Origin of the sequence: Acetobacter sp. DsW_059, from assembly GCF_002153695.1 — a bacterium.
Classification (GTDB): Bacteria; Pseudomonadota; Alphaproteobacteria; order Acetobacterales; family Acetobacteraceae; genus Acetobacter; species Acetobacter thailandicus.
The window spans coordinates 101,168-118,505 of record NZ_JOPI01000014.1 but is presented as its reverse complement, the minus strand read 5'-3'; the positions used below and the strand labels follow the sequence as shown (position 1 = coordinate 118,505).

The window sequence follows — 17,338 nt, the reverse complement described above, 5'->3', positions numbered from 1 at the left end:
GGCAGATGGTGTAAGCTGTGCCATATATTCACCATCTTAACGGTGCTTTTAGTATGAGCCTGATGTTTTTGCTTGTCAGATGATATTTTTTTTGAGGTCTTTTCGTATCGTTTGCGGGTTAAAAGCAAAGTTTGTTATTTGCGGAGATCATCATGAGTTCCACCCCAACCAGTAATGTATCCTCGGTTGATGTCGCTTTAATCGGCGGAGGCGTGATGAGCGCCACCCTGGGAACCCTGCTCACACAGTTGCAGCCAGACTGGAAGATCAGCATTTTTGAACGTCTTGAGGATGTTGCTCAGGAGAGTTCAGATGCATGGAATAATGCAGGCACAGGGCATTCAGCTCTCTGTGAGCTGAATTATACGCCACAAAAACCAGATGGCAGCGTTGATATCAGCAAAGCTGTCGGTGTGAATGAGGCCTTTCAGGTTTCCAGGCAGTTCTGGAGCTTTCTGGTTGAAAACGGGTTCATTAAAAATCCAGAGGATTTTATTACGCCTATCCCGCATATGAGCTTTGTATGGGGTGAAAAAAATACTGAATTTTTGCGTAAACGCTACGAGGCGCTGAGTCAGCACCCGCTGTTTGAAGGGATGGAGTATTCGGAAGATCCTGCACAGATGGCAGAATGGATGCCTCTCGTGATGCAGAATCGTAAACCTGGTGAAAAACTCGCCGTTACACGCAGCCTTAATGGCACAGACGTTAACTTTGGCGCCTTAACGCATCTGCTGACAAAATATCTTAAAGAGAGTGGTCACTGCACCATTAACACCGGTCATGATGTTCTGGATATTACACGTGACCCGGCGGGTGGCTGGCAGCTCAGAGTGCATAATCTGACAGTCAACACACAGTTTACTGTTAAGGCGAAGTTTGTATTTATCGGGTGCGGTGGTGGTGCTCTGCCATTACTCCAGAAAACTGGTATTCCTGAATCACGCGGTGTAGGTGGTTTCCCGGTGAGCGGGCAATTCCTGCGGTGTAAAAACCCTGACATCATCGCGCGTCACGGTGCCAAAGTGTATGGCAAGGCATCAGTTGGTGCACCACCAATGTCTGTACCTCATCTTGATACAAGAATGATCGATGGCAAGCGTGCTCTGCTGTTCGGACCATATGCCGGGTTCTCAACACGCTTCCTTAAAAAAGGTTCGCTCCTCGACCTGCCTAAATCTGTTAAAACAGGCAATATTCTGCCAATGCTGGCGGTTGCCCGTGATAACTGGGACCTGACACGGTATCTGATTCAGCAGGTAATGGAATCAAATAAAGAGCGTATTAACGCGCTGCGTGATTTTATTCCTGATGCACAAGCTGAAGACTGGGAGCTGGTTACAGCAGGCCAGCGTGTGCAGATTATTAAAAAAGACGCGGCAAAAGGTGGCGTGCTTCAGTTCGGTACGGAGGTTATTTCGAGCCAGGATGGTTCGGTTGCTGCACTGCTTGGTGCTTCTCCCGGTGCATCAACTGCAGCCCCGATTATGCTGTCAGTGCTGAAGAAATGCTTTGCAGATAAATTGCCTGAATGGGACGCTAAGCTTAAGGAAATTGTGCCTTCTTACGGTCAGAAACTGGCTGATAATCCTGAACTGTGTCGCAAGCTGCGTGAGAAGACATCTGAAATACTGAAACTTAACAACCCAGGGCGGGCAGAGGTCTGAAAAGACCTCTTATAACGGGTCAGATATCGACATATCCGGCCTGTACCACCAGCATTGTTCAGGTGCCCGGGGGCGAGGTAAAAAATCCTCCGGGTTGCCATCAAAAGTGACAGTGTTGGTGGGGGTCTCCTGTAATGAGACCTCAGTGCATACTAACAGTCCGCCCTCTGCCTTTAAAAAGGCATTGAGCTTTGCCATCATCAGGCAGACCATGAGTTCCGTTGTGGGATCTCCCGGGGTGACGACGATGCGCTGAGCACGTTCGGGTTCGTTTGCTTCAAACCATAATAGTAGCGGGTCATCCTCTGCCAGTTGCAGGGCATGGTCGAGTTTTTCATCAATGAAATGATGCCAGGTACTTTTTGCCTGCTGAAAAGAGACCGGCATATTGCCAGAACCATCAAGCGGAGCAGGGCTTGTGCTGGCGAGGCGCACAGTTACAAATTCATTGTGACCATGGGGAAGGGCGCAGCGCTCGCTTGCTCCGTGTACCAGTCTGTGCCCCATGGAAAAACGACGGGTAAAAACAAGATCAGGCATGTGGCGCAGGCCCGTTATAATTTTCCCATCCAGCTTTGCGCAGGTCGCAGGCAGGGCAGTGACCGCACCCATGCCCCCATGCATGAGCCGGGCCACGTTCACCCATGTAGCAGGTATGACTTTCCTGATTGATGAGTGTGACGAGGGATTGCCCGCCAATATTTTTTGCCAGGCGCCATGTTTCGGCTTTATCGATCCACATCAGAGGAGTGTGCAGCACGTAGCGACTTTCCATGCCCAGATTTAACGCGACCTGCACGGCTTTAATCGTATCGTCACGGCAATCCGGATAGCCGGAATAGTCTGTTTCGCACACGCCGGTAATAATATGACGAATACCACGACGGGCAGCCAGAGCTGCGGCAAAAGTCAGAAAAATAATGTTGCGGCCGGGTACAAAGGTATTGGGCAATCCGTTTTCGGCCATCGCAATCTCTGCATTACGTGTCAGTGCCGTTTCAGAAATATCGCCCAGGGCCCCCAGAGCAAGGGTGTGATCCTCACCAAGGCGTTCAGACCATAATGGATTAAGCGCCGTCATACCCTCTCTGAGGGTTTTGCGACATTCAAGTTCAATAGCATGGCGCTGACCGTAATCGAAACCAAGCGTTTCGACACGGCCGAACTGAGCCAGCGCCCAGGCGAGACACGTTGCAGAATCCTGACCGCCTGAAAATAGTACGAGAGCAGATTCATTCAGATAATGCGACGGAAAGGTCATAACTTAGGGGATACCTGTCAGTTTATGCGTTTGCAGAGACAGACCCCATTGAGGGTGCTGCAGACAGTAGCGGATAGCGGCCTGTATGTTGTCCTGCTGATTGGCACCATCCATTGGCTGGAGCCAGAAATGTTTAAAATCAAGAGCGGTAAGTGACGCGGGATCAAGCCCAGGCTGAGGATAAACCAGCTTCAGCTCGGTTCCACTCGTCTGGACAAGGTCAGTGCCTGCTTTGGGGCTGATACATACCCAGTCTATCGTTTCGGGTGCGGCAATAGTGCCATTGCTTTCGACAGCTACTGAAAAGCCCTGTTTGTGCATAGCACTGATCAGAGCGTCATCAAGCTGAAGGAGTGGCTCGCCCCCGGTAAAAACAACGAGCCGATGGCTGTAAGAATCGCTATCAGCAGGCCACTGCAAAGCAATGGCAGAGGCAAGATTTTCAGCTGTTTCAAACTTACCGCCGCCAGGGCCATCGGTGCCGATAAAATCAGTATCGCAGAACTGGCACTGTGCTTTTTCACGGTCTTCAGAGCGACCGCTCCACAGGTTGCATCCTGTGAAACGGCAAAACACGGCGGCTCGTCCGGCCTGACCACCTTCACCCTGAAGTGTCAGAAAGATTTCCTTTACTGAATACGTCATCAAATAAAAGCCGGTTTATGGTTGCTCATGCAGGTGCGTGTACTGGTACGGCATCCAGGCCGATACCTGTTGTATGCATACCAAGACGATCAAGCAGCTTACGATCTCTCTGCGCCTGAGGGTTTGGGGTTGTGAGCAGACGTTCACCGTAGAAGATTGAGTTAGCACCCGCCAGGAAGCACAGGGTTTGTGTCTCATCGTTCATATTTTCACGACCCGCTGCCAGACGCACACGACTTTTTGGCATGGTGATTCGTGCAACAGCAATCATGCGTACAAAGTCTATGGGATCAACGGTCTCAGCTTCACCCAGAGGGGTTCCTTTAACGCGTACAAGCAGGTTAATGGGCACGCTTTCAGGGTGAACGGGCAGGGTAGCCAGGCCAGCAATCAGGCCAGCACGGTCTGTTTCATTTTCTCCCATGCCGACAATACCGCCACAACAGACGTTAATGCCTGCATCACGTACGTTTGAGAGCGTATCCAGACGATCCTGATAGGTGCGGGTTGTAATAATTTCACCGTAAAATTCAGGAGATGTATCAAGGTTGTGGTTATAATAATCGAGGCCTGATTTTTTAAGTTTCTCAGCCTGGTCTGTATCGAGCATACCCAGCGTTACACAGGTCTCAAGTCCCAGTTCCTTCACGCCCTCAATCATAGAGCAGACTGTTTCCAGGTCGTGCTCTTTAGGCGAACGCCAGGCGGCGCCCATGCAGAAGCGGCTTGCACCTGCGCTTTTTGCTTTACGTGCTTCTTCCAGAACTTTCTCAACCGCCATCAGACGGTCAGCTTTCACGCTTTCTTCATGCCTGGCGCTTTGTGGGCAGTAGGCACAGTCCTCAGGGCATCCACCGGTTTTAATAGAGAGAAGAGTTGAGATCTGAATATCGGTCGGGTCAAAGCTGGCACGATGTATTGCCTGTGCACGAAACATCAGCTCAGGAAACGGGAGGTCAAGCAGGGCCTGAATTTCAGCAACAGTCCAGTCATTGCGACACTGGGGCGCACCAGAAGAGAAGGGGGCGATAGGCGAACCGTCAGCCATAATATATGCAATCCTGAATATTGAGAGATAGAGAATGGGGCGAGTATAGTCGCTTTATAACATGAAAGCCAGCAGGAGAGATGCCCTCTGCTACAGAGACGGAAATCCGGCCTGCACCTGTTAATTTTTTAAGTTATAGTTCATAATAAGCAGTAAAAAAAGAGTTAAATGATCTTATATATCAGGTCGTTTCTCTTGAAATTTAAGGGGGTATCTCAAGGATATGCAGATTCATTTTTCACCTTTTAAAAAGGGAATGGTTATTTTCGCACTGGCAGCAGGACTGACAGCATGCAGCCATCCTGATCAACCATCTGCCGATGCATCTCTGACCAAGACGACACAGGTTCGCACTCTGAGAGTGCCTAATCCTGCAACCGTGTATTGCATAAAGCAGAAAGGGACTATTGAGATACGCAATGAAAGCAAGGGACAGATCACATACTGCCACTTGCCAGATGGTACAGTGACCGAACAGTGGACCTTGTTTCGTCAGAACAATCCTGATCAGGCAGCGGCAGGAGCATCGAAATAACATCATTCAGTTGCGGGAGACTATCGGTTTCCCCCTCTGATATATAAATCCTATAAGATATATTATGCCAACTAAATGATAATACGACGGGAGAGCACCATATGTAATTTGTGGGTTCAACGCTATTGAAGTGGAATTTTTATAATTTTTTTCATTAATCCGGTTAAAATCTTAAATACTGATCAGAAAGTGAATTATTTGGTTGCTTGCATTTCAAACTACGAATGAATAAGTCACTATCAGAACATAGACCCTGTTTTTGAGGGAAATCAGATGACAGTCACAGCCAGTGTGCTTCAGGAACTGAAGAAATCAGAAGACGATCCGGTTAATCTTTTAAGGCGGGCCTCTGAACTGCTGCCTGGTAAGATTGCCGTCATGTCATCTTTTGGCGCTGAATCTGCGCTGTTGCTGGCCTTCGTCGCTGAGGCTGATCCGGCTTTGCCTGTGATTTTTCTGCAAACAGGTCAGCATTTTCCTGAGACTTTACGTTACCGTAAGGAGCTGGCTGAGAGACTGGGTTTGACAAACGTGCAGGACGCGGCTCCGCCCCCTGCCCGAATTGCCGAATTCGATCCTACAGGTGAGCTGTGGGCTTTTGACCCTGACGCCTGTTGCCGTATTCGCAAAGTTGAGCCGCTTGATACGGCCTGCCTGCCTTATCCTGTGCTTGTTACCGGGCGTAAACGTGGTCAGGCCATAACACGGCAGGCCTTGTCTGTTGTCGAAGTTAAAGATGACGGCCAGGTTCGTCTCAATCCTCTTGCCGCATGGTCAGCTGATGAGATCAGGCAGGAAATGGTGCGTCGTGACCTGCCTCCGCACCCCCTGGTTGCTGAGGGTTACCCTTCAATCGGATGTGCGCCATGCACACATTCTGTAAAAGAGGGGCAGGATGCACGGTCAGGACGATGGGCCGGCCTTGCCAAAACAGAATGCGGTATTCACACAGCCCGCTAAGGTGCATGCTGTGACGGTTTAATTTACTTTTTAGAAACAGGTTTTTATCCATTATGGACCATTTAGATCAGCTTGAGGCTCAGAGCATTTTCATTCTGCGTGAGGCCTATCGTAAATTGCGTCCTCTGGCCATGTTATGGTCTCTGGGCAAAGACTCAAACGTCATGGTGTGGCTGGCGAAAAAAGCCTTTCTGGGTCGTGTGCCTTTTCCTGTCATGCATGTTGATACAGGCAAAAAATTTCGTGAAATGTACGAATTTCGCGATGAATATACAAAAAAATGGGAGCTTGATCTGCTCCTTGGGGATTGCCCGCCTGTAGAGGAAATGGACCCTTCTCTTCCTCCGGCTGCCCGTTCGGCTGCCCGTAAAACGGCTGGTCTTGCGGCTATGATTGAGAAGCACCGCCTGCAGGGTGTTATTGCCGGCATTCGTCGTGACGAACAGGGCACCCGTGCTAAAGAGCGCGTTTTCAGCCCTCGTGGTGCCAGCCATAAATGGGATATCCGCAATCAGCCTCCCGAGTTCTGGGACCAGTATGCCACCCCGCATGAAGAAGGTATGCATATTCGTGTTCATCCTCTTCTTTCATGGAGAGAGATTGATATCTGGCGTTACATCGAGCGTGAAGGTATCCCGCTGGTCGATCTGTATTTTGCAAAAGATGGTAAACGTTATCGCTCTCTGGGTGATCAGGATATTACCAGTCCGGTTGAAAGTAATGCCTCAACACTTGCTGAGGTTATTGCAGAGCTGGAAACGACACGGACATCTGAGCGTTCAGGCCGCGCGATGGATCATGAGTCTGAAGATGCCTTCGAACGTCTGCGTGTTGCAGGTTATCTCTGATATTTAGTGCGGACAGGAAAGATCATGACCCAGAGCAATACTTTTTCTCACGAAGCAGCAACGCCAATTGTTATTGTTGGCCATGTCGATCATGGTAAATCTACTTTTATTGGCCGGCTGCTGCACGATACAGATAATCTGCAGGATGGTAAGGTCGCCCAGATTATTGAATCATCTAAAAAACGTGGCCTCAAAATTGAGTGGAGCTTTCTGCTCGACTCTTTGCAGATTGAACGTGACCAGGGCGTTACGGTTGATTCAACCCGTATCCCGTTTCATCTGAACAAACGTGAATTTGTTATTGTTGATGCCCCCGGCCACCGTCAGTTTTTGCGTAATATGATAACCGGTGCCGCCGATGCAGAGGCCGCTGTGCTGGTTGTTGATGCAGCCGAAGGCGCTCAGGAGCAGACACGTCGTCATGCAATGCTGCTGCATCTTATCGGCATCAGGCATGTCATCGTTTTGCTTAATAAAGCTGATCTTCTTGATTTTGATCAGAAAAAAATTGAGGCCGTTCAGGAGTCAGTGACTGACCTGCTGGAGAAACTGCATCTGAAAGCTGCTGTTTTTGTTCCGGCTTCTGCTCGTGATGGTGATAATATTGCAGCACGTTCAGAGCGTACACCATGGTACAAAGGTCCGACGCTGACAGAAGCGCTGTCAGCTGTTCCCTCACCTGAATCCCGTAACGAGCTGCCCCTGCGTCTGCCGGTGCAGGATGTTTATCGTTTTGGAGATAAACGCTATGTTGCCGGTCGTATCGAACGTGGTCGTGTTCGCGTTGGTGAAACGGTCATTATTGGCACACAGAAAACACCTGCCCGTATTGCCTCTATCGAAAGCTGGCACACAGCCCCGCAGATTTCTGCCGTTTCAGGGCAGTCTGTCGCTGTAACGCTTGAGCCGGATGTTATCCCCGATCGTGGTGATATTCTGTTTCAGCCCGAGGCATCTCCTGTGAGTGCATCACGCATTAAAGCCCGTCTGTTCTGGCTGCGTCAGGAACCGCTACATGTTGGTGAGAGCTTTAAGCTGCGCCTGGCGACAGCAGAGCATGATGTAACAATTGCATCGATTGACAGTGTACTTGACCTTGAGAACCTGACACAGAACCCTGGCGATGAAGTGCCTGCTGAAGGTTTTGCTGAGGTTACATTTGCCGCTTCAGAAAATATTTTGTTTGACCCTTTTACACCGGGTACCGCTGATGGTCGTGGTGTTCTGGTTGATCGTCAGCAGCGTATCGTTGGCGGTGCACCGCTGATTGGTGCTGCTGCAGTTGCTCAGGGCGAAAATGCTATTCACCCCAGTGCAAGCCGCGTAACACAGGCTGACCGTGCACGTCAGGCTGGTCATCGCAGTGGCGTGTACTGGCTGACCGGGCTTTCCGGCTCAGGGAAAAGTACTCTGGCCCGCGGTGCAGAGGCTCAGCTTTTTGCTCAGGGCCTTAATGTAAGTGTGCTTGATGGGGATACGCTGCGTGCAGGCCTGTGCAAAGACCTTGGTTTTTCAGAAGAAAGCCGGACAGAAAATGTTCGTCGTGCAGCTGAAGTGGCCAGAATTCTGAGTGATGCAGGTCAGGTTGTTCTTGTCGCCCTGATTTCCCCGTTACGTTCTGATCGTGCTCTCGCACAGCAGATTATTGGCTCAGATTTTAATGAAGTCTTTGTTGATGCTGCTCTTTCTGTGTGTGAACAGCGTGACCCTAAAGGGTTATATGCAGCAGCCCGTGCCGGAAAAATTTCAGGTTTCACCGGTATCGATGCGCCGTATGAAGCTCCTGAAAGTCCTGCCCTGCGCCTTGAAACAGCTGACAATGGTGCTGATGCGGGTGTAAAAAAACTGACAGACTTTATTAAAGGCAATGTAGCTCTTGCTGCATCTGCGCGTAAAACTCTGTAGTCACCTGTTTAGTGTCATGGGCTAACGCTTGCTTATGGTAGCCGGAAAAATGAAAAAAGCTTTTGCTCTCTTCTGGCAGGGAGGAGATTCCACCCTGCCCGGCTATCGTCTGTCACTTACTGTGACACTCGTCTGGACCGGTTTTTTTATTATTTTGCCTCTTTTTGCTCTGGCATTGCGTCCCTGGCAAAATGGTTTTGGCATGGTTTTGAACGAGCTGCATGATACACGTATGTTTGCAGCGTTATGGACCAGTTTTTCGAGTGCGGTTGCTGCTGCACTCTTAAATATTCCTCTGGGTTGGTTTCTGGCATGGATGCTGGTTCGCGGTCATCTTCCTGGCCGTAAAATGGCTGATGCTCTGATTGATCTGCCACTTGCTATTCCAACTGCGGTGTCAGGCATTACACTGGCTACGCTCTACAGCCCCAGAGGCTGGCTTGGTGCTCCTCTGTCCAAAATAGGCATTGATGTTGCCTATACCCGCACGGGTATTGTTCTGGCTCTTATGTTTGTTGGCCTGCCTTTTATGGTCAGGACAATTGAGCCTGTTTTAAAAAACCTGCCCCACGAGCTTGAAGAGGCAGCCAGACTTCTTGGCGCCAGACCCCGGCAGGTTATAGGGCGGGTTCTGCTCGCACCCCTTATCCCCACAGTTATAACCGGATTTGGCCTCGCTTTTGCGCGGGGTATGGGCGAATATGGCTCTGTTATTTTTATTGCAGGTAATCAGCCGTTTAAAAGTGAAATAGCACCTTTACTTATTGTCGTGCGCCTGCAGGAGTTCGATTATTCCGGTGCTACGGCTATCGCTCTTATTTTGTTGCTGATTTCTTTTCTGTCTCTGATTTTTGTCGGCGCCGTTCGCAAAAAACTCTCAGTCTGGACATCTGCATCATGACCCGCTTTTTTCTGTGGTGCGCAACCTGGGGGCTGATTGGCCTGGTTTTGCTGATGCCACCAGCTGTTATTCTTGCCGAAGCACTGAGTCATGGCATTATGCCCGCTCTGAAAACGCTTCAGGACCCGGATGGTATCGCAGCGATTGAGCTGACACTTGAGGTGACTGTGGTTGCGGTCGTGCTGAATACGATATTTGGCATTCTTGCAGCCTGGCTTCTGACCCGCTTTCGCTTTCCGGGGCGAGGTTTGTTGCTGGTGCTGGTCGAACTGCCTCTGAGCATTTCTCCTGTTGTTTCTGGTCTGGTCTGGCTTTTGTTGTTTGGTGCGCAGGGCTGGTGGGGTTCTGCACTTGATCGTATGGGGATCCAGATCGCTTTTGCGGTGCCTGGTATCATTCTGGCGACATTATTTGTTACCCTGCCCTATGTTGTGCGCACACTTATCCCATTGATGGAGCAGCAGGGGCGCGACGCTGAAGAGGCCGCAACTCTGGCAGGTGCAGGGTTCTGGCAAATTTTGTTCAGAGTGACATTGCCTGGTGCACGGGTTGCGTTATTTTCTGGTGTTCTCATGACAACAGCCCGTGCAATGGGCGAGTTTGGTGCGGTTTCTGTGGTGTCAGGGCATATCCCGGGACTGACAGAAACAATGCCTTTACATATTGAAAGCCTGTATAATGGTTATCAGACGGTGGCAGCCTTCACGATGGCAGCTTTGCTTGCATTTATGTCGATGACCGTTGTCTTTTTACGTTCACTTCCTGATTTTATGAACCGCACCCGGGAAGATCCCTCATGAGTGTTGTTGTTGAAAACCTGATCAGATGTGCTCCCGGTAGTGAGCGCATATTACTCAGTGATGTGTCATTGTCAGTCGAAAGCGGTGCATTTGTCGCCCTTGTCGGGCCATCAGGTGCAGGTAAAACCACCCTTTTGCGCGCTATCGCCGGCCTTGATAAATATGATACAGGGACTGTTTCCCTGAACGGAGAGACCCTGGCCAGTATTCAGGAGAGAGCGGGAAAAGTCGGTTTTGTGTTTCAGAGCTACGCACTTTTTCCGCATATGACAGTTGCCCGTAACATCAGTTTTGGCCTGGATGTTTTGTCAAAGGCGCAGCGTCCGTCAGCATCTGAGATTTCGGCTCGTGTGCAGGAACTGTTAGACCTTATGCAGATTCCTGATCTGGGTAAGGCTTACCCTTCCCGCCTGTCTGGCGGTCAGCGTCAGCGCGTGGCCCTTGCCCGTGCGCTCGCAACGCGTCCTGATGTGTTGCTGCTTGATGAGCCCTTTGGTGCTCTTGATCCGATTGTGCGCCGTGCAATCAGAACCTGGCTTCGTGCCTTACATGATCAGCTTGGCCTGACAACTATTCTCGTCACTCATGATCAGGAAGAAGCTCTTGAAGTTGCGGATCGTATTGTCGTGATGCAGCACGGGCGTATTGTGCAGAATGCAAGCCCGGCCCAGCTTGATGAAGCACCCGAAACAGCCTTTGTGATGGAGTTTCTGGGAGAAGCCGTCAGTTTCAAAGGTATCATTCAGGCTGATACAGGTCTTTTTATACCTGACGAAGCCGGTGTTTTGCCGTTTGCAACCTCATGTCCTGCCGGCCCGGCAGAAGCAATGATACGACCGTTTGAGATTTTTCCTGAAAATGCAGCAACCGGGGGTAAGGTTGCGCTGGTGCGTCATGGCCGGCGCAATGGTTTTCTGCATTATTCAGCACAGTTGCCTGAGCGTAGTGTGCCAGTATTTTTTCCGGTGCATACAAAGCACCAGTCCGTTTCTGATTCCTGCCAGGGGTTAAATATTGCAGAGGCCCGTCTTTTCAGGAATGGACAGAGGATTGTTTGATTTCACGTAAAAAACTGTTATTATGCAGCATATACTGGCTGTTTTTCGTCAGATAACAGTATTTTATCAACGATATGCCGGCGTGAATTTCTGCCGGCCTGGCTTCAGATGTGTTGTGAGAGTGTGAAATGGACCGTAGAAATAACCGCCGTGACACAGAAGGGTCGAGTGTTCTGACCGCGAACAATCTGCTTGATGGTCGTATTGTCTGGCTGGCGGCAGATGGATCGTGGCAGCCTTTCCTCAAACAGGCCAGAGTGTTTGATAATACTGAAATTGAGCAGATTCTGCCCAAATATCAGGGGCTGGCTCAGCAGGAAGGTCTGGTTGGCATTTATGGGGTGCAGGTCACTCTGACAGATGCGGGGCCGGTGCCTGTGACAACACGTGAAATTATACGTGCTGATGGCCCAAGCACACACCCTCAGTTTGCTCCTTCGGCCTCCTGATCTGCCTGTCTGGATTTTATTTTTCTTCTTCAGTCAAAGTCGGTAAAAAATGCCCCAAACTCCTCACCCTGCCCTGTCTGTCGGGCGCTATTCTTATGATGCTGTTGATAAAGCTTTTTTAAAGCAGCGCATTGCCCAGTTTCGTGATCAGGTGGCACGCCGTATGTCCGGTGAGCTGACGGAAGAAGAGTTTAAACCGCTTCGACTGATGAATGGCCTTTATCTGCAGCTCCACGCATACATGCTGCGTGTTGCTATTCCCTATGGTGTTGTCAGCTCTTCACAGATGCGCACTTTGGCGCATATCGCAGAGCGTTATGACCGGGGATACGGGCATTTTACTACCAGGCAGAACATTCAGTTTAACTGGATTAAGCTTGAAGATACGCCGGAAATTCTTGAGCTTCTGGCCGAAACTGAAATGCACGCTATTCAGACAAGCGGCAACTGTATCCGTAACGTAACGGCAGATCAGTTTGCCGGTGCCGCCAGTGATGAGGTGCTCGACCCGCGTGTATATGCTGAAATTTTGCGTCAGTGGTCTACCCTGCACCCGGAATTCACCTTTCTGCCGCGTAAGTTCAAAATTGCTATTTCAGGCAGCCCAAGAGACCGTGTTGCAGCACGTTTCCATGATATTGGCCTTAAAGCGCATCCTGGCAAAGATGGCCGTACTGTTTTCGAGGTTTATGTCGGTGGTGGCCTTGGGCGTACCCCCGTTGTCGGCGTTAAGCTGTGTGACGACCTGCCTGAAGAACATCTGATCGCTTACCTTGAGGCGATTTTGCGTGTGTATAATGCTTTTGGCCGTCGCGATAATATCTATAAGGCTCGTATTAAAATTCTGGTGCAGGCTCTTGGTGCCGACAAATTCCTTGAGCATGTTAATGCCGAATTCGCTGCGATGGATAAAGCCCGCTACAAACTGCCTGAAAGCGTGGTGGAGGATATCCGTGCCCGTTTTGGTGCTCCTGTTTTTCTGCCTCCTGAAGATGCGGCAGAGAAGCTTGCTCATCAGCGTAAAGCTGACCAGGAGTTTGATGCCTGGGTGCATACCAATACGCATCAGCATAAACAGCCTGGCTATATTTCTGTTACCGTCTCATGCAAACCTCCCGGTGGTATTCCCGGTGATGTGACGGCTGAACAGATGAATGTTCTGGCTGATCTTGCCGATCAGTACAGTTTTGGTGAGCTGCGTATTACACACGTGCAAAACGTTGTGCTGGGCCATGTGCGCCAGGATGCGCTCTATGCGCTATGGAAAACCCTTCAGACCTATGCTCTGGCAACTGCAAATGCGGGCTTTATTACTGATATTATTGCCTGCCCGGGGCTGGATTACTGCTCGCTTGCTAATGCGCGCTCCCTTCCCATCTCTCAGAAAATCAGCGAACGCTTCTCCAGCCCCGAGCTGCAGCGCGAAATTGGCACTTTGCGCCTGAATATTTCGGGCTGCATTAATGCCTGTGGTCATCACCATGCTGGCCATATCGGCATTCTCGGTGTAGATAAACGCGGACAGGAAGCGTTTCAGATTACTCTTGGTGGCGCGTCTGACCAGAGCGAAGTGTCCATCGGGCAGATCCTCGGCTCAGCACTGTCTGAAGATGAAACCGTTGATGCGATTGCACGTATCATTGACACCTATCTTGCCAGCCGTAAGGCCGGTGAGCAGTTTATTGAGACGTGCCGCCGTTTAGGTAATGCACCGTTCAAGGATGCCGTTTATGCCTCTGCTTAAAAATGGTCAGATTCAGGATGATACCTGGGTTGTAGTTTCAGAGCAGGATACTCTGCCATCGGGGGATATCCTTGTACCGCTCAGTCAGCTTGATGCTGGTATCGCGCAGAAAAATGGCAGAGAGGGGCGTCTGGGTGTCGTCCTGGCCTCTGGTGATGAGGTTGAGAGCTTACGGAATTTTGTCTCTCAGCTTGATGCCGTAGAGGTGGTATTTCCTGTGTTTCGTGATGGTCGTGGTTTTACCCAGGCGCGTGCTTTGCGCGAGCATCTCAGGTTTGCCGGTGATATTCGCGCATCTGGTCATATCCTGCCTGACCAGTATGAGTTTTTGCTGCGTTGTGGTGTAACCGATGTTGTTCTGCCTGAAGGGGCTGATGTCGCCGCATGGGAGCGTGCGCATAAAGCCTTTACCGTAGCTTACCAGCCCTCAGTGCAGAACGAACGCGCTGAAGGCTTTGCTTTGCGTCGCCGTCTTTTTTAGAGCTGTCTCATTTCTGACCGGCTCAAAACGCCCTCTGTTAAAGAGGCTTTTTTTCAGAAGGCTCTGACAAATATTGTCAGAGCCTATCTTGGTTTTGCTTTAAAAACAACGAGGTGGAGTTTTGAGGTTACGCCAGAAGCTCACACGTTGTTAACTGGTCAAAATGGTCTGACAACAATTGTTGCTTTCTGGCATGAGATATTACCGCTAACACCAGTAATCTGGTGGTGGGCTGAACCTCAAAACTCACAGCTACGTTTATATGTGCTTATCAGCCGCAATGCTGACGGGCGGATGATTGCTGAAATTGTCCGGCCATGGCGTATCTGGTCCATTGCCGGGTCTTCTGATCGTAAAGGAAAAAATAAAGGGGGCGCAGCGGCTATACGCCGTATGCGCGCATGTTTAAAAAATGGCAGTCTGGTTGCTATTACCCCTGACGGGCCACGTGGTCCTCGTCGTATTGTGCAGCAGGGCACGCTGGCTCTGGCCTCACTGACAGATAAACCGGTGGTGCCTGTGGGTGCGTCCTGCTCTGGTTTTCGTTTAAAATCATGGGATAAAATGTTTTTTCCTCTGCCTTTTGGCCGGGGTGCTTTTGTTTGTGCTGATCCGATTTATCCCGATAGAAAAAATGAAGAAGCAACTCATCAGCTGACCGAAAGTCTGACCAGGCAAATGATGCTGGCGGAAGAAAAAAGATGCCACAGGACAGTATCAGTCTCCTCTGCTTTTTTTCATCCTCTGAAAATTACCCCTTCCTGCCTGTGGTATGGTGCTGCAAGCGTTTTATCACCTGCTTTGCCATTTCTCCTTCGCTGGCGTCAGAGCAAAGGTAAAGAGCTGCCATCCCGTGTACGTGAGAAAATGGGGTTTGCGACATGCTCTCGTCCCAGTGGAAAGGTGATATGGTTCCATGCTGCCAGTGTTGGTGAAGTTGTTTCAGTTTTACCGCTTGTCGAAAGTTGTCTGACATATAATCCTGACTGTCATGCGCTTGTGACAACAGGTACGGTGACAGCTGCTCAGCTTGTCGAAAAAAGAAAAAATACTTTAAAAACAAATAATAATATCATTCATCAGTTTGTACCGTTTGATGTGCCCCGCTGGGGTAAGAGATTTTTGTCTTACTGGCAGCCTCAGGTTGCCGTTTTCACTGAGAGTGAGCTGTGGCCTAATCTCTTCGGCCTGTGTCATGCTAAAAATCTTCCGGTAATCCTGGTCAACGGGCGAATGTCAGAGCGTTCACTGGCCACATGGTCAAAAGCACCTGATGTTATTCGTCGTATGCTTGAGCGGTGTCGCTGGGTTTTTCCGCGCTCGGCGCAGGATAAAGCACATTTTTCCGCCTTTGGCCGTCTGAATTATGGCCCCACAGGCGATATTAAAATGGCCGCCCCGCCTCTGCCTGTTGATGAAAAAGCTTTGCTGCAGGTGAAAAAATGCACTGAGGGGCGTCCGGTTTTTCTGGCAGCCTCCACGCATGAGGGTGAAGAAGAGATCATTTTGCAGGCTGCTGCTCTTGCAAGAAAAAAAATACCACAACTTCTGACAGTTATCGTTCCCCGGCATCCTGAGCGTGGTAATGTTGTTGCCGCTCTTGCCGGGGGGGCGCCACGCCGTTCGATGGGGGCGCTCCCTGACAGCACTACGCCCGTATGGGTGTGTGATACTCTGGATGAGCTGGGTTTGTTTTACCGTGTTTCAGACTGCGTATTTATCGGCAACAGCCTGGAAGAGGTTAAGGGGCATGGTGGCGGGCATAATCCGCTTGAGCCTGCCCGGCTTGATAATGCCCTGGCCACGGGGCCGCTGATCCAAAACTTTACCGATGCTTTTGAAATGCTTGGTCAGAGTGTCACAGTAACGCATTCAGCAGAAAGCCTGGCAGAGTGGGTCATCTCTGTGTTGTCAGACAAACAGGTGATGATGGCGCGTGCGGTCGCCGCTAAAGAAGCTATTGCCGGTCACTCAGGTTTACTGATGACGTTAACAGAAAAAATTATGGCCCTGGTGCAGGCATGAGACAATCGCCTCTTTTCTGGCAAAAACAGCAAACAGGCTGGCAGTCATTACTGCTTTCACCTTTAGCCTGGGGCGTTAAGCTCATTGCCGCAGGAAAAGAGAGGCAGCGCAGTTTTAAGGCTTCTGTGCCGGTTTTATGCTGTGGTAATATAACAACCGGAGGCACCGGTAAGACAACAGTCGTAATCGACTTTGCTGTTCGCTTAAAAAATAAAAATATTACCCCGCATATTTTACTGCGTGGCTACGGGGGCAAACTCAAAGGGCCTGTTCAGGTTGATCTGACACGTCATACAGCTGAAGATGTAGGGGATGAAGCACTGCTGCTCGCAGCAGTAAGCCCGACATGGATCGGTGGAAACCGTGCTTTATCAGCGCGTGCGGCCGTGGCCCGTGGTGCACAGTGCCTGATTATGGATGATGGTTTTCAAAACTTTACCCTCCATAAAGATTTTTCTTTGCTGATTATTGATGGTGCGGCAGGCTTGGGCAACGGACAGGTTCTTCCTGCCGGTCCGTTGCGGGAAAGTCCGCAGAGGGCACTGTCACGTGCTTCTGCGATTATGATAATTGGTGAGGATAAGACAGGCTTTCTGTCACGTTATGCAGGCAGTTTTCCGCCAGAAAAAATCATACAGGCGGGTTTGCAAACCTGTTTTGCTGACAGCATTGCGCTGAGAGATAAAAACTGTATTGCTTTTGCCGGTATAGGTCGGCCTGGTAAGTTTTTTGACAGCCTGGCGAAGGCTGGTATCCTCCTGGTGAAAACCATATCTTTTGCTGACCATCATTTTTATAAAACTGCAGAGCTTGAGTGTTTGCAGGCTCTGGCGAGTGAACATCAGGCGCAGCTTGTGACAACGCCTAAAGATTATGCCAGATTACCGGAGTTTTTTCGCTCCGTTGTCAGCGTAACAGATGTGGAGCTGGTCTGGCAGGATGATGCAGTGCCTGAGAAAATTTTGCATACACTCATGCCGGAGACAGGCTTGTGAGCTTTTTTAATAAAAA

General features: G+C 50.1%; 17 protein-coding genes. 13 read left to right on the top strand and 4 right to left on the bottom strand.

The genetic code is table 11. The features are described from left to right. Positions 1-152: 152 nt before the first annotated feature. Complete coding sequence (locus tag HK25_RS03840; protein WP_086554185.1) at positions 153-1,667, top strand: malate:quinone oxidoreductase; 1,515 nt, start codon at positions 153-155, stop codon at positions 1,665-1,667. Positions 1,668-1,676: 9 nt separating this feature from the next. Here the strand turns inward: HK25_RS03840 and HK25_RS03835 are convergent, their stop codons facing one another. From HK25_RS03835 to bioB, 4 genes are read right to left on the bottom strand one after another with little or no spacing between them, the layout of a single operon-like run. Further along, a complete protein-coding gene (locus tag HK25_RS03835) occupies positions 1,677-2,207 on the bottom strand; it encodes a 6-carboxytetrahydropterin synthase (RefSeq protein WP_086635359.1) in 531 nt (176 codons plus the stop codon). Continuing rightward, entirely contained in the window at positions 2,200-2,928 is a 729-nt protein-coding gene (gene queC / locus HK25_RS03830; protein ID WP_086635358.1) for a 7-cyano-7-deazaguanine synthase QueC, read from the bottom strand. The genes HK25_RS03835 and queC overlap by 8 nt, the downstream gene beginning before the upstream one ends. Before the next feature lie 3 nt (positions 2,929-2,931). Continuing rightward, a complete protein-coding gene (gene queE, locus HK25_RS03825; RefSeq protein ID WP_086635357.1) occupies positions 2,932-3,573 on the bottom strand; it encodes a 7-carboxy-7-deazaguanine synthase in 642 nt (213 codons plus the stop codon). A gap of 25 nt (positions 3,574-3,598) precedes the next feature. After that, positions 3,599-4,621, bottom strand: a complete 1,023-nt coding sequence (gene bioB, locus HK25_RS03820; protein WP_086635356.1) for a biotin synthase BioB — start codon at positions 4,619-4,621, stop codon at positions 3,599-3,601. A gap of 223 nt (positions 4,622-4,844) precedes the next feature. On the opposite strand from bioB, the gene HK25_RS03815 reads away from it, so the two are divergent. The 12 genes from HK25_RS03815 to lpxK all read left to right on the top strand — a co-directional run bounded on the left by HK25_RS03815 (position 4,845) and on the right by lpxK (position 17,322). Continuing rightward, positions 4,845-5,156: a DUF333 domain-containing protein gene (locus HK25_RS03815; protein WP_233127660.1), complete on the top strand. Its 312-nt coding sequence runs from the start codon at positions 4,845-4,847 to the stop codon at positions 5,154-5,156. A 273-nt stretch (positions 5,157-5,429) separates the two neighbouring features. Continuing rightward, the gene (locus HK25_RS03810) at positions 5,430-6,116 is read left to right on the top strand and encodes a phosphoadenylyl-sulfate reductase (RefSeq protein WP_086635355.1); all 687 of its coding nucleotides are present in this window, start codon (positions 5,430-5,432) and stop codon (positions 6,114-6,116) included. 53 nt (positions 6,117-6,169) lie between these two features. Next, positions 6,170-6,964, top strand: coding sequence for a sulfate adenylyltransferase subunit CysD (gene cysD / locus HK25_RS03805; protein WP_086554191.1), 795 nt, complete (start codon positions 6,170-6,172; stop codon positions 6,962-6,964). Between the two features lie 24 nt (positions 6,965-6,988). Then, positions 6,989-8,869, top strand: coding sequence for an adenylyl-sulfate kinase (gene cysC / locus HK25_RS03800; protein WP_086635354.1), 1,881 nt, complete (start codon positions 6,989-6,991; stop codon positions 8,867-8,869). A gap of 49 nt (positions 8,870-8,918) precedes the next feature. Then, complete coding sequence (cysT, locus tag HK25_RS03795; protein WP_086635353.1) at positions 8,919-9,770, top strand: sulfate ABC transporter permease subunit CysT; 852 nt, start codon at positions 8,919-8,921, stop codon at positions 9,768-9,770. Beyond that, a complete protein-coding gene (locus tag HK25_RS03790) occupies positions 9,767-10,570 on the top strand; it encodes a sulfate ABC transporter permease (RefSeq protein WP_173559884.1) in 804 nt (267 codons plus the stop codon). The genes cysT and HK25_RS03790 overlap by 4 nt, the downstream gene beginning before the upstream one ends. After that, entirely contained in the window at positions 10,567-11,628 is a 1,062-nt protein-coding gene (locus HK25_RS03785; protein ID WP_086635351.1) for a sulfate/molybdate ABC transporter ATP-binding protein, read from the top strand. Before HK25_RS03790 ends, HK25_RS03785 begins: the two co-directional genes overlap by 4 nt. Positions 11,629-11,756: 128 nt before the next feature. Then, positions 11,757-12,077: a DUF2849 domain-containing protein gene (locus HK25_RS03780; protein ID WP_086554196.1), complete on the top strand. Its 321-nt coding sequence runs from the start codon at positions 11,757-11,759 to the stop codon at positions 12,075-12,077. A gap of 49 nt (positions 12,078-12,126) precedes the next feature. Next, positions 12,127-13,821 (top strand): nitrite/sulfite reductase, encoded by a 1,695-nt coding sequence (locus tag HK25_RS03775; protein WP_086635350.1) that lies wholly within the window; start codon positions 12,127-12,129, stop codon positions 13,819-13,821. Beyond that, complete coding sequence (locus HK25_RS03770) at positions 13,808-14,302, top strand: DUF934 domain-containing protein (protein ID WP_086554198.1); 495 nt, start codon at positions 13,808-13,810, stop codon at positions 14,300-14,302. The genes HK25_RS03775 and HK25_RS03770 overlap by 14 nt, the downstream gene beginning before the upstream one ends. A gap of 147 nt (positions 14,303-14,449) precedes the next feature. After that, positions 14,450-16,327 carry a glycosyltransferase N-terminal domain-containing protein gene (locus HK25_RS03765; RefSeq protein ID WP_233127658.1) on the top strand — a complete coding sequence of 626 codons (1,878 nt, stop codon included), beginning with the start codon at positions 14,450-14,452 and terminating at the stop codon, positions 16,325-16,327. Next, positions 16,324-17,322, top strand: a complete 999-nt coding sequence (gene lpxK / locus HK25_RS03760; RefSeq protein WP_086635348.1) for a tetraacyldisaccharide 4'-kinase — start codon at positions 16,324-16,326, stop codon at positions 17,320-17,322. The genes HK25_RS03765 and lpxK overlap by 4 nt, the downstream gene beginning before the upstream one ends. The last annotated feature ends 16 nt before the right edge of the window (positions 17,323-17,338 follow it).